14 protein-coding genes are annotated in these 12,474 nt (G+C 65.6%); 10 read left to right on the forward strand and 4 right to left on the reverse strand.

Annotated elements, in window-relative coordinates; all coding sequences use genetic code 11:
- Nucleotides 1-70 precede the first annotated feature (70 nt).
- Together prpD and QKE30_RS05135 are read left to right on the forward strand one after the other, a co-directional pair.
- Entirely contained in the window at nt 71-1,567 is a 1,497-nt protein-coding gene (prpD, locus tag QKE30_RS05130) for a 2-methylcitrate dehydratase PrpD (protein ID WP_347934259.1), read from the forward strand.
- A 19-nt stretch (nt 1,568-1,586) separates the two neighbouring features.
- Nucleotides 1,587-2,819 carry a bifunctional 2-methylcitrate synthase/citrate synthase gene (locus QKE30_RS05135; protein WP_347934260.1) on the forward strand — a complete coding sequence of 411 codons (1,233 nt, stop codon included), beginning with the start codon at nt 1,587-1,589 and terminating at the stop codon, nt 2,817-2,819.
- Here QKE30_RS05135 and QKE30_RS05140 read toward each other — a convergent pair whose 3' ends face one another.
- From QKE30_RS05140 to QKE30_RS05150, 3 genes are read right to left on the reverse strand one after another with little or no spacing between them, the layout of a single operon-like run.
- Nucleotides 2,820-3,404: a nucleoside triphosphate pyrophosphatase gene (locus QKE30_RS05140; RefSeq protein ID WP_347934261.1), complete on the reverse strand. Its 585-nt coding sequence runs from the start codon at nt 3,402-3,404 to the stop codon at nt 2,820-2,822.
- 3 nt (nt 3,405-3,407) lie between these two features.
- Nucleotides 3,408-3,602: an acyl-CoA carboxylase subunit epsilon gene (locus QKE30_RS05145; RefSeq protein ID WP_297666445.1), complete on the reverse strand. Its 195-nt coding sequence runs from the start codon at nt 3,600-3,602 to the stop codon at nt 3,408-3,410.
- A gap of 10 nt (nt 3,603-3,612) precedes the next feature.
- Nucleotides 3,613-4,977, reverse strand: a complete 1,365-nt coding sequence (locus QKE30_RS05150; protein ID WP_347934262.1) for a carboxyl transferase domain-containing protein — start codon at nt 4,975-4,977, stop codon at nt 3,613-3,615.
- Nucleotides 4,978-5,062: 85 nt separating this feature from the next.
- Between QKE30_RS05150 and QKE30_RS05155 the strand changes: the two genes are divergently transcribed.
- The 4 genes from QKE30_RS05155 to purE are packed head-to-tail and all read left to right on the forward strand — an operon-like array spanning nt 5,063 to nt 8,162.
- Entirely contained in the window at nt 5,063-5,905 is an 843-nt protein-coding gene (locus QKE30_RS05155; RefSeq protein WP_239199307.1) for a biotin--[acetyl-CoA-carboxylase] ligase, read from the forward strand.
- Nucleotides 5,902-6,405 carry a hypothetical protein gene (locus QKE30_RS05160; protein WP_049049813.1) on the forward strand — a complete coding sequence of 168 codons (504 nt, stop codon included), beginning with the start codon at nt 5,902-5,904 and terminating at the stop codon, nt 6,403-6,405. The genes QKE30_RS05155 and QKE30_RS05160 overlap by 4 nt, the downstream gene beginning before the upstream one ends.
- Before the next feature lie 5 nt (nt 6,406-6,410).
- Nucleotides 6,411-7,646: a 5-(carboxyamino)imidazole ribonucleotide synthase gene (locus tag QKE30_RS05165; protein WP_347934263.1), complete on the forward strand. Its 1,236-nt coding sequence runs from the start codon at nt 6,411-6,413 to the stop codon at nt 7,644-7,646.
- Between the two features lie 3 nt (nt 7,647-7,649).
- Nucleotides 7,650-8,162 (forward strand): 5-(carboxyamino)imidazole ribonucleotide mutase, encoded by a 513-nt coding sequence (purE, locus tag QKE30_RS05170; RefSeq protein ID WP_070487838.1) that lies wholly within the window; start codon nt 7,650-7,652, stop codon nt 8,160-8,162.
- A 34-nt stretch (nt 8,163-8,196) separates the two neighbouring features.
- Here the strand turns inward: purE and QKE30_RS05175 are convergent, their stop codons facing one another.
- Nucleotides 8,197-8,649 carry a hypothetical protein gene (locus QKE30_RS05175; protein ID WP_239199313.1) on the reverse strand — a complete coding sequence of 151 codons (453 nt, stop codon included), beginning with the start codon at nt 8,647-8,649 and terminating at the stop codon, nt 8,197-8,199.
- A gap of 41 nt (nt 8,650-8,690) precedes the next feature.
- Between QKE30_RS05175 and QKE30_RS05180 the strand changes: the two genes are divergently transcribed.
- The 4 genes from QKE30_RS05180 to QKE30_RS05195 form a co-directional block, all read left to right on the forward strand.
- Complete coding sequence (locus tag QKE30_RS05180) at nt 8,691-9,473, forward strand: SDR family oxidoreductase (protein WP_239199316.1); 783 nt, start codon at nt 8,691-8,693, stop codon at nt 9,471-9,473.
- A 15-nt stretch (nt 9,474-9,488) separates the two neighbouring features.
- Nucleotides 9,489-10,706: a histidine kinase gene (locus tag QKE30_RS05185; protein ID WP_239199319.1), complete on the forward strand. Its 1,218-nt coding sequence runs from the start codon at nt 9,489-9,491 to the stop codon at nt 10,704-10,706.
- The gene (locus tag QKE30_RS05190; RefSeq protein ID WP_347934264.1) at nt 10,707-11,390 is read left to right on the forward strand and encodes a response regulator transcription factor; all 684 of its coding nucleotides are present in this window, start codon (nt 10,707-10,709) and stop codon (nt 11,388-11,390) included. It begins immediately after the preceding gene.
- Nucleotides 11,391-11,559: 169 nt separating this feature from the next.
- Nucleotides 11,560-12,474: DUF222 domain-containing protein (locus QKE30_RS05195; RefSeq protein WP_347934266.1), on the forward strand; the 915-nt coding region annotated here is incomplete at its 3' end.

Consider the following 12,474-nt stretch of genomic DNA (forward strand, 5'->3'; position numbering starts at 1 on the left):
ATAACCCGCCGCAGGGCGTTAGAGTGAGGCGCATCACAGTCTCCATCTCCGAAAGGATCTAACCCCCGCGATGATTAACCACGACGTTCGCGTCCACCCCTCGGCCGACGACTTTCCGCAGGAAGAACACCTCGCATGGAAGGTCGCGCAGGTCGCCGCCGACCCGGTCGAGGTGCCGCAAGACACCGCGGACATGGTGGTCAACCGCATTATCGACAACGCGGCCGTCGCTGCCGCTTCCATCCTGCGCCGCCCAGTCACTTCGGCGCGCACCCAGGCGCTGTGCCACACCGGGCCCAGCGCCGTTTTTGGTACTGACGCCACCGTCTCCCCCGAATGGGCCGCCTGGGCCAACGGTGTAGCGGTGCGCGAGCTGGATTTTCACGATACTTTCCTGGCCACCGAGTATTCCCACCCCGGCGATAACATCCCGCCGATACTGGCTGTGGCGCAGGCGCGCGGGCTGGGCGGGCGCGACCTGATTCGCGGCATCGCCACCGGCTACGAGATCCAGGTGGACCTGGTCAAGGGCATCTCCCTGCACAAGCACAAGATCGACCACGTTGCACACTTGGGGCCGTCTGCGGCCGCGGGTATCGGCACGCTGCTGCGCTTGGACCCGCAGGTGATCTACCAGGCCGTCGGCCAGGCGCTGCACACCACCACGGCCACGCGCCAGTCCCGCAAGGGGCTCATCAGCTCCTGGAAGGCCCATGCCCCCGCCTTCGCCGGGAAGATGGCGGTGGAGGCCGTGGACCGCGCCATGCGCGGCGAGGGCGCCCCGGCCCCGATCTGGGAGGGCGAGGATGGCGTGATCGCCTGGCTGCTGGACGGCCCGGACGCCCACTACGTCGTACCCCTGCCGGAGGCGGGGGAGCCGAAGCGGGCGATCCTGGATACCTACACCAAGGAGCACTCCGCGGAGTACCAGTCCCAGGCGCCGATCGACCTGGCTCGCCGCATGCGGGACAAGATCGGGGACCTCAGCCAGGTGGAAAGCATCGTGCTGCACACCAGCCACCACACCCACTATGTGATCGGCACCGGCTCGAACGATCCGCAGAAGTTCGATCCAAAGGCTTCGCGCGAGACGCTGGACCACTCCGTGATGTACATCTTCGCCGTCGCCCTCGAAGACGGCGAGTGGCACCACGAGCGCTCCTACGCCCCCGAGCGCGCCCAGCGCCCGGAGACCGTGGAGCTGTGGCACAAGATCTCCACCGTGGAGGATCCGGAGTGGACCCGCCGCTACCACTCCACCGACCCGGCCGAGAAGGCCTTCGGCTGCAAGGCAGTAGTCACCCTGCGCGACGGCACTGAGATCGTCGACGAGCTGGCCGTGGCCGACGCCCACCCGCTGGGCGCCCGCCCCTTCGGCCGCGCCGATTACATCAACAAGTTCCGCACCCTGACCGAGGGCGTGGTAGACGAGGCTGAACAGGATCGCTTCCTCGCCGTCGCCGAGGCCACCGCGGACCTGGCCCCCGGCGAGCTCGGCCAGCTGAACCTCGTGGTCAGCGACGACGTGCTGGCCCGCGCACCACAGATCCCCGGCGGCATCTTCTAACCCGAAAGGACCACTCACCATGACTAAGCCGATCAAGGTCTCCAACGCACCCTTCGACCGCGGGCGCACCAACTTCACCACGCCCCGCGCCCAGTCCGGCAAGACCTCCAACGTCACCGGCACTGACAAGAACATCAACAAGGGCCTCAACGGCGTGGTGGTGGACACGTCCGGTGTCTCGAAGGTGAACCCGGAGACCAACTCCCTGACCTACCGGGGCTACCCCGTTCAGGAGCTGGCCGAGCACTGCACCTTCGAGGACGTGGCCTACCTGCTCTGGAACGGCGAACTGCCGGACTTCCGCGAGCTGGAGCAGTTCCGCCAGCGCGAGCGCGCCCTGCGCCCCATCGACCGCAGCATGCTGGACCTCATCAACTCCCTGCCGAAGACCGCCCATCCCATGGACGTGCTGCGCACTGCGGTGAGCGTGTTCGGCACGGAGGACCTCAACGCGGACGATCGCAGCCCCGATGCAGTGCGCCGCACCGGGCTGACGCTGCTGGCCAAGCTGCCGACGATCATCGCCTACGACTTGCGCCGCCGCAAGAACCTGGACTACATCCCGCCGTCCCGCGACCGCGACATCGCCGAGAACTTCCTCTACATGTGCTTCGACGACAAGGAGGGCAGCCCTGCCAACAACCGCGACGACGTCGAGGCCTTCGACCAGTCCCTCACCCTGTACGCGGAGCACGGCTTCAATGCCTCCACCTTCACCGGTCGCGTAATCAGCTCCACCATGAGCGACGTCTACTCCGCCGTCACCGGCGCCATCGGCGCCCTCAAGGGCCCGCTGCACGGCGGCGCGAACGAGGCCGTGATGCACAACTTCCTGGCCGTCGAGGACCCGGCAGCCGCCGAGCAGTGGGTGCTGGACCAGTGCGACGCGAAGAACAAGATCATGGGCTTCGGCCACCGCGTGTACAAGAAGGGCGATTCGCGCGTGCCCACCATGGAGGCCGCCATGCGCCGCACCGCCGCCAACCACGACGGCCAGCGCTGGGTGGAGATGTACGACAACATGCAGAAGGCCATGGACCAGCGCACCGGCATCCAGCCGAACCTGGATTTCCCGGCGGGTCCGACCTACTACATGCTGGGCATCGACATCCCGTTCTTCACCCCGATCTTCGTCATGGCCCGCGTCGTCGGCTGGACCGCCCACATCGTGGAGCAAAACGAGGACAACGCCCTGATCCGCCCGCTATCCAGCTACGTCGGCCCGGAGCAGCGCTCCGTTAAGGCTGACTAACTAGCCCCAGAGGTCGCAGAAGTCGTAGCCGAAGTGGGCCAGTCCCCGCCGTAGGGCGGGGAGCGACAGGCCGATCACGGCCGACGGGTGCCCGTCGATGCTCTCGATGAACCACCCGCCGAGCGCCTCCAGGGTGAAGGCCCCGGCACATTCCAGCGGCTCGCCGGTGGCGGCGTATGCCTCGATCGCCCGATCGGAGACATCGGCGAACTGGATCTGTGTGGCCACTGCTTCCTCGTAGATCTGGCCCGTGGCGGCGTCAAAAAGCGCATGTCCGGTGACTAGCTCTGTGCGCTTCCCGCGCTGCTGGCGCCACCGCCGCACCGTCTCCTCGCGCGTGTGCGGCTTGCCCTGCAGCTCGCCGTCGATCAGCAGCATGCTGTCGCCGCCCAGCACCAGTTCGCCGTCTACCGCCCGCGCCTTCGCAGTGGCCAGGTGCTGCACGTATTGCGCCGGGGTGGGGTTCACCAGCTCTGCGACGGCGGCCTCCTCGTCCACGCCGGGGGAGACCTTGCGCGGGAACACCCCGGCGGCGTTCAGCACCTTCTCGCGCGCCGGCGAGGTGCTGGCCAATGTCAGCTGCATGCCCTAGCCCCGCGGCATCCGCGGGTTGCGGAACGCGCCAGGGTTACTGTGGCGCAGCTCGCGGCCGTAGTGCCCGCGCGTATCCGGCTTCGCGTTGCGCAGCGCCTCGGCCTCCTTGGCCAGGTCGTCGACGATGAGCTGCAGCGCCCGGGTCTCTACCTCGTCCGGGTTGCCCTTGATCACCTGAAAGTCAGTCACGCGCTTCCTCCTAGAACGGCAGGTTGTCGTGCTTGCGCGGGTAGCCGTCCTCGGCCTTGCGCTCCACCAGGCGCAGGCCGTCGACGATGCGCGCGCGGGTCTCGCGCGGCGGGATTACTGCGTCCACCAGGCCCCGCTCCGCGGCGGAGTAAGGCTCCGCCTGGTAGCTGTCATCCTGCGCGATCTGCGCTGTCGGCCATGCGTACACCAGATCGGTGCCCAGGCGCTTCGCACCCAGGGAAAGGTAGGCGTCGCCGAAGGCCTTGCGGGTGACCACGGCGATCTTGCCGACGCTCGCTGCGGCCGTCACGCCGATCAGCTTTGCGGTGCGGCGGAACAGCACGTCCGGCGCGTAGCCCGCCGAGTCCACGAAGGTCACCAGCGGCACGTTGAAGGCGTCGCAGAAGCGGATGAAGCGCGCTGCCTTCTCGGCCGCCGCGTCGTCGATCGCCCCTGCCTGGTGTTCGGGCTGGTTCGCGATGACGCCCACACTCCGGCCGCCCACGCGCGCCAGCGCCGTGATCAAGTTCGGCGCGTGGAACTTCTGGAGTTCCAGTACAGAGCCCGCGTCGACCACGCGGTCCAGCACCTCGTGCATGTCGTAGGCCTGCGCATCCGCGTCGGGGATCAGGCCGTCCAGCTCGTCTGTCTCCGCCTCTGCCTCCGTCTCGTCCCCGCGCAGGGGGAGTGCCCGGTTGTTGCTGGGCAGGTAGCCGAGGATGTCTGCGACGAGTCCCAGCGCGGAAGCGTCGTCTTCGGCGACGACGTGGGCGGTGCCGTCTGTGGCGTCATCTACCAGTTCGCCGGCACTCTTGACCGCAACGACAACGTCGGACAGAACCACCGAGTGCACCAACGCGCCGCTGGTGGGGCCGGCGACCAGGGCGATCTGCGGAACTACGCCGGAGAGCTTCGTCTGCAGGCTCTGGATGCGGGAGAAGAACTCCAGGGCCGCGATGCCCTCGTTTGGGCGAGCGCCGGCGCCTTCGTAAATGCCGATCAGCGGGGTGCCGGACTTCACGGCCAGCTCCATGACCTTCAGGATCTTCTCGCCCGCGGTCTCGCCGATTTGGCCGTCGAAGAGGGTGGCGTCCTGCGAGAACACGCATACCGGGCGGTCGTCGATGGTGCCGTAGCCGGCGACAATGCCGTCGGTGACTGGGCGGAACTTGTCTGCCTTGAAGGCGGTGGAGCGGTGGCGGGCCAGCGCGTCGGTCTCCACGAAGCTACCGGCATCCAGCAGTGCGTCCACGCGGCGACGAGCGCGCGGGATCTCGTCTCCCTGCGGCTTGTGGGTCTCCGCCAGGCGATCGCGGAGGTCGGCGATCTTCCCGGCAGTTGTCGATGTGTCGGTGGTAGAGCTCATGGTCGCCATAATACGGTGTAAAAACTTCAGCGCCGTGATTGGTGGGGCTAGAGTGTCTGGGGGAAGGCATGTGAAGAGAAAGGACAGTACTCCCATGCGCACGCCGCTAGACCCCCGCCGCCTGGCCGAGCGCCTGGCTCCGCTGGGCTACCGTCACGTCGAGGTGTTGGAAACCACCGGCTCCACCAGCACCGATTTGGCCGACCGCGTGCGCTGCGGGGAGGACCTGCCCGACATGTCCCTACTCATGGCCGAGGAGCAGACCGCCGGGCGCGGCCGCAAGGGGCGCTCCTTCGAGGCCCCGGCCCGCAGCCAGCTGATCTGTTCCGTGCTGCTGCGCCTGCCGGACGTGCCGGTGGACCGCATCAGCTTGCTGCCGCTGCTCACCGGCCTGTCGATCGTGGAGGGCATCCGCGCCTCCGCGGATATCCCCATCCAGCTGAAGTGGCCCAACGACTGCGTGCTGGACGGCCGCAAGCTGGTAGGCATTCTGGTGGAGGCTGTGCACCTGGACCCGCACCCGGCGATCATCCTGGGCTTCGGCATCAATTACGACCTGCAGACCGACGAGCTGCCCGTCGCCCACGCCAGCTCCATCGATCTGGAGTGCGCCCGCCTGGGGCTAACCTGCCCAAGCCGCGAGGACGTTGCGGTGGCCGTGTTCGCGGAGCTGGCGGCGAATCTGGAGAGGTGGCGTCGACTAGGAGGGGCGGCCCAGACCGTACTACCGCGCTACCGCCAGGCTTCCGCGACTATCGGCACCTCCGTGCGCGCTTTCCTGCCCGGCGATGAGGTCGTCGAGGGGACGGCCACCGACATCGACGACGACGGCGAGCTGCTGGTCCGCACCAGCGAGGGCACGCGCGTGATCCGCGCCGGGGAGATCGTGCACCTGCGCGCCGACGGCACGGGCGACTACGGAGGGCGCTACGCATGAGCAAAATCACCTTCGACCCCGGCGAGCAGGTCCTAGCGGAGTTGAGCCCCGCGCGCCGCTCCATGTTCTTCCCGGTGCTGCGCCTGATGCTATGGACGGGGCTGTTCTGGATGGGCATCGGCGCTCTGGATCAGTACTTGGCCACCAATGCTTTGGACGCCCCCACCGTGGAAGCCTTCCTCTGGCTCCGCCGGGGCCTGCTGGTTGCGTGGCTGTGGGTCTGCTGGAGGCGCTGCGTGCGCCACCTGATCTTCCGCGCGCGCTCCCGCATGCTGCTGACCGACAGGCGGCTGATCACCGCGACCGGCCACCTGCGCAGCCGGATCGGGCAGATCCCGCTGGCCAACGTGGTGGATTGCCGCTCCCACCGGGGAGACGTGGCGGTGTACGTGGCAGGTGCCCGGGTGCCGTTGGTGCTGCATTCGGTTCCCTATACCCGCAAGTTCGAGCGGCTGCTGAAGAGCCAGCTTAGGCGTGTCGGGCCGGGGAACTATAGTTAGAAGGCGTGAGTGAGAACAACGGGAAAAACACAGCCGACTGGTCATTAGCCCGCGAGACCGCGCACGCGCCGGGCGCGCCGCTGGTGACGATCATCGGTGACGGGCAGCTGGCGCGAATGACACAACAGGCGGCGATCGAGCTGGGCCTTAGCTGCCGCGTGCTGGCCGGGGCTCCGGATTCCTCGGCCGCGCAGGTGACCGCCGACGTGGTGCTGGGGGACTACGCGCTGGAGGAGCACGTCCGCGAGGTCTCCCGCGACTCCGACGCGGTGACCTTCGACCACGAGCACGTGCCCAATCGCTTCCTGGATGCCCTTATCGACGAGGGCGTGAACGTGCAGCCGCAGCCGTCTGCGCTGATCCACGCTCAGGACAAGCTGGTGATGCGCAAAAAGCTGCGCGAGCTGGGCGCCCCGGTGCCGGCGTTTGCCGCCATCGAGTCCGCCGACGACATCGCCGGGTTCTTCGAGGCCGTGGACGGCCAGGTGTGCTTGAAGGCCCGCCGCGGCGGCTACGACGGCAAGGGCGTGTGGTTCCCCGCCACGGTGGACGAGGCCCGCGAGCTGGTGGAGAAGCTGCTGGACAAGGAGATCCCCCTGATGGCGGAAAAGAAGGTCGCGCTGGTGCGCGAACTGTCCGCCATGGTGGCCCGCACCCCGTCCGGCGAGGTGCAGGCGTGGCCGGCAGTGGAATCCCTGCAGGAAGACGGAATCTGCGTGGAGGCCGTGGCGCCCGCCCCTAACTCCACGCCTGAAATCCTGGCCGCCGCCGAGCAGCTGTCCCGTGACGTCGCCACCGAGCTGGGCGTCACAGGCGTGCTGGCGGTGGAGCTGTTCGAGACCACCGACGAGAACGGCCAGCCGGAGATCATCGTCAACGAGCTGGCGATGCGCCCGCACAACACCGGCCACTGGACCCAGGATGGTTGCATCACCAGCCAGTTCGAGCAGCACATCCGCGCCGTACTGGACCGCCCGCTGGGCTCCACCGAGCCCACCGCGCCGGTGGTAGTGATGGCAAACGTGCTGGGAGCGGCCGAGGATCCGGCGATGCCGATGCACGAGCGCATGGACGCGGTGTGGCGTCGCTTCCCGAACGCAAAGATCCACATGTACGGCAAGGATTGGCGCCCACGCCGCAAGATCGGCCACGTCAATATGCTGGGGGAGGATCCGGCGCGCACGCGCGAGCAGGCGCGCCTGGCCGCGAAGTTCCTGGAAACCGCCGAATGGGAGGACTAACCGATGACTGAGAACGCACGCACCCCGCTGGTCGGCCTGGTGATGGGCTCCGACTCCGACTGGCCCACCGTCGAGCCGGCAGCCGAGGTGCTGGCCGAGTTCGGCATCCCCTTCGAGGTCGGAGTGGTCTCCGCGCACCGCACCCCGGAGCGCATGCTCGACTACGCCCGCACCGCGCACACCCGCGGCGTGAAGGTGATCATCGCCTGCGCCGGCGGTGCCGCCCACCTGCCCGGCATGGTCGCCGCGGCCACCCCACTGCCGGTGATCGGCATTCCGCGTGCCCTGGGCAATCTGGATGGCTTGGATTCCCTGCTCTCCATCGTGCAGATGCCCGGCGGCGTGCCGACCGCCACCGTCTCCATCGACGGTGCGAAGAACGCCGGACTGCTGGCCGTACGCACCCTCGCGGTGGCTGACAAGGCTCTGATGGACAAGATGGTCGAGTACCAGGAGAACATGCGCGACGCGGTGCTGGAAAAGGATCGCGCCCTGCAGCAGAAGCTGATGGGGTGAAGCGTTCTAACTGGGTAGTTCTCGGCGGGGCTGCCTACTCATCGACTTTGTGGAGAACGGGGAAAACTCCTTGAGGCCTGTCGGCAGCAGAAAAACCATCTTGCAAAGTTCTTATAAAACCATCTTCGCAGAGGATTAAACTATCTGGTTTCGTGTCGTCTAGTTTCGCGGCCTGAACTCGGTATTTATCCCCTAAATGCGTCAGGGTTACATCATCTATATGGTCAATACTGCCAATTTTGTGAAGTCGAGTTCCTTTCTCGACGCTTATCTCTTGAATATTTGTGGAATAGGATGATCTATCCTTGCTTCCTTGGTAGAGGTCGACAATTCCGGGAAGAAAATCAACTTCATAGTCCTCGTCGGGCGTGGTTATCCTCAGGAAGCTGACGGTAAGGACCTGCCCTGTGTCTGGATTGGATACAACATCTCCATCATTCGGACGACTTAATGGGTTCCCGGATTGGTCGATGATTAAATAGGCCATAATCTACCTCCTGTACTCTGACTACTGTAATAGTTAGGTGTATGAAATCAATACTCGTTACCGGCGCAGCCCAAGGCTTCGGGCGCGCAATCGCTGAGTCCTTCGCCGAGGCCGGCTGGACCGTCGGCGCCTACGATCTCGACGGAGACAAGGTCCGCGGCTGGGCCCAACATCCGAACATTATCCCCGGCACCCTCGACGTCACCGACCCCGACCAGTGGTCCGCCACTGTTACCGACTTCGCGGCCCGCGCCGGGGGAATCAATGCACTCATCAACAACGCGGGCGTTCTCTACGGCGGCGACTTCATCGACCGCGGGAGCTTCCAGCAGGATTCCGCCCTCGTTGACGTCAACGTCAAGGGCGTGATCTACGGCTGCCGCGCGGCCTTCGAACACCTCAAAGCGGCCGGCGATGGGGTGGTCGTCAACGTCTGCAGCGCCTCCTCCATCTACGGCACCCCGGATATGGCCACCTACTCCGCCACCAAGTTCGCCGTCCGTGGCATTTCCGAGGCGCTGGATTTCGAGTGGGATAAGCACAACATTCGCGTTCGCACCGTCTTGCCCCTGTACTCGCGGACGGCGCTTATTGCCGATGTGGAGACGGCGGGAATGCGGCGGCTAGGGGCGTCCACAACCCCACAGGATGTGGCTGCAGAAGTAGTAAGGGCTGTGACCGCGCCGCGCCGCAGCCCCACGAAGGTGCATTTCCCGGTTGGTTGGAAGACGAAGTTGCTGGAGGCCACCAGCCACTTCTCGCCGCCGTTCCTCACCCGTTTCGTTAATGGCCTGCTTGTTTACGGCGATAAGGTGCGCCTGTAACTAGACTCTTCATACATGTCTTATCAAGCAGTGCCTCGCCCGGTGTGGTGGCGGGATGCCTCCTGGTGGGTGTTCGTATCCATCGCGGGCTTCCTATACCTCTTCCTCGGTGCGGGCGCGACATTCGGCAGTGGGATGGAGAACTCCACGTGGCAGGTCGCGCTTGCCGTCACGGGGCTGGTCATCAGCTTTATCGGCCTGCTTCTGCAGAGGTTTCGGCCCGAGCCGGGCGTGGCAGTCACGGCGCTAGGTCTGTTCGCCTATGCGGCGTCCGCGATGCTGGTGTGGCCGCTTGGATACTGGGTCGTGGCTTATGAGGCTTACTTCATCTCCGCGAAGCTGATGCTGCGCCGCAAGCTGTGGCTGGCTTTACTGCTGCTCGGCTCATTCTTCGCGATGGCGTGGGGGACTTTCTACAACGCGCGCAGGGGAGGAGATGGTGATTTTGCGTGGGGCGGTGAGGATTTTCGGACCGCTGAGTTTTGGGTGTTCTGGGGAGTAATCGCCCTGCTCACCGCTGTGACCGTTGCCCTGATGTGGCTGACGGGCCGCTATTCGCTGCGCCGCGACCAGGCAGTCGAGGCGCTGGCCGCCCGCGCTGAGCTCGCCACCGTCAGCGAGCGCAACCGTATCGCCCGCGAGCTGCACGACATCGTCGCGCATTCCCTCACCGTCGTCATCGCGCAGGCCGATGGGGGGCGCTACGCAGGGCGCAAGGATCCGGACAGGGCCATCGAAGCCCTCGACACGATCGCCGCGCGCGGTCGCTCGGCTCTGACCCAGATGCGGGAGCTGCTCTCTGTTCTTCACGAGGACGCCCCCTCGCCGCGTTCTACCACCGTCACCCCTGGGGTGGCCGGCGTTCCCGACCTGGTGGCGGATGCAAAGCGCAGTGGGGTGCAGGTGGAGCTGCACGTCACGGGCGAGCCGCGCCAGTTGGACGAGGTCCGCGACCTAAGCGTGTACCGCATCGTGCAGGAATCCCTGACCAACGTGCTGAAGCACGCGGGTTCTGTGCCTGCCCAGGTGCGGCTGGAGTGGGAGCCTGCCCGGGTGACCATTAGCGTGGATAACGCGCCGGGCGATGAGCAGATAGAGGGCTCCGGCCGCGGTCTGACCGGCATCCGCCAGCGCGTGGCGATCCACGGTGGCGAGGCCAAATGGGGCGCTTCCGCGGTGTACCCCGGAGGGTGGAACGTCACCGCGACGGTGCCTTTTGCGAAGGAGGATTAAGTGATTAGCGTAGGTTTGGCCGACGATCAGCAGCTGGTGCGTGCCGGCTTTGGGTTGGTGTTGGATTCGCAGGACGACATCACCGTCCAGTGGCAGGCCGCCGACGGTCAGGAGGCCTGTGAGCTGGCCGAGTCGCAGCCCGTGGACATCATCCTCATGGACGTGCAGATGCCGCGCATGGATGGCATCGAGGCTACCCGCCGGGTGGTTTCCGGTAGCTCTGGCGCGCGCGTGATCGTGCTGACCACCTTCGATAACGATAACTACGTCCTCGGCGCAGTGGAGGCGGGGGCCAGCGGTTTCCTCCTCAAGGACGCCGACCCCGAGGACCTCATCTCCGCCGTCCGCACCGTCGGTGATTCGGCGGCCGTGATCAGCCCGAAGGCCACTGCACGGCTGTTGCGCAGCATCCGCATGGAGCAAACCCCGCAGCGTCGCGAGCCCGTCGAGCTGGACCTTCCCGACCCGCTGACCCCGCGCGAGCTGGAGATCCTAAAACTCATCGCGCTGGGCTTCAGCAACCAGGAGATCGCCGACGAGCTGTACATTTCGCTGCCCACCGTGAAGACGCACGTCGGCCGGGTGCTCACGAAAACCCAGTCGCGTGATCGGGTGCACGCGGTGCTTTTTGCCTTCAAGCATCACCTCGTCAATTCCGAGGATTTGCTCGAACAGACTTTCTAAAAGCTCTACCTTAGCTTTACGGGCATTTTTACTGTTGAGACTGGTGGCGTCAATAAAAAAGAAGAAAGTTTCGGCGGGGGTATTGACTTAGTTTGATTGTGTGTTCTATTCTTTAGTTAGGAAGTTTGGCGGGGGCACCACAACCCCGCTGCTGGATTAGGGGAACTCCATGACTACCTCACCACCATCGTTTCGAATAGCCAGTTCGCAGGACCCGCTGACCGTCGCGGCGCGGCAGCTCAATCAACAACAATTCCAACTGATAATGGCATGCGCCCCGGACGGGGAGGATCTGGTGCCCGATTTCTGCACCCGCCTCGCCGTGCGCCTGGGTGTTTCCGCCGGTGTTGCAGAGGCCTGGGCCGAGGCCGCTTTCGTGTTGCGCGACTATCCGTGCCTCGTCGAGCTGTTTGACCAGGGGTGTTACACCGCCCGCCACGTTCTGCGGGTGGCGCAGGATCTGCTGCCGGTGTCGCCCGACGAACGGGAAAGGGTTGAGGGCAAGGTTCTTGAGGTATTGACGCCCTCACGTCCCGACCAGCACGTGTTTTCACCGAGGACTATCCACAACCGCATCTCGAAGATTTTGCGGGAGGTCGATCGGAACGTCGTACCTAAGGATGAGGCCGCCGCGGCCGAGCCGAGCTTCAATGTGGATTGCCGCGACCCGGAGTACACCACCTTCACGCTGCGGGTCCCGCGGATGGAGGGTATCGAGATCGACAAGATCGTGCGCGCTACCGCCAAGAAGTACGCCTGCTCGCAGCCGGAGGCGATGCTGCGGCTGATCACGGATAAGGCCGAGGTTTCGGTGACTCTGAACCTGTACCACGACCCGGCGAACGACGGTGCCGTGCTGGGGGAGGATCACTGGCTGAACCGCTCCGCTTCCAAGACCTGGCTGCAGCGGGTGACGCACCTGTCCGCGCCGGGCTACGCGGAGTGTGAGGGTTACGCGCCGACGGAGAGCATCAAGGCAGCTGTCGCTGGGCGCGACCTGCACTGTCGTTTCCCGGGCTGCGAGGTTCCCGCCTACAAGTGCCAATACGACCACGTAAGGCGATACGGCAGCGGACCGACGTCC

It is taken from the genome of Corynebacterium sp. c24Ua_83, assembly GCF_039907245.1.
In the GTDB taxonomy this organism is placed as follows: Bacteria; Actinomycetota; Actinomycetes; order Mycobacteriales; family Mycobacteriaceae; genus Corynebacterium.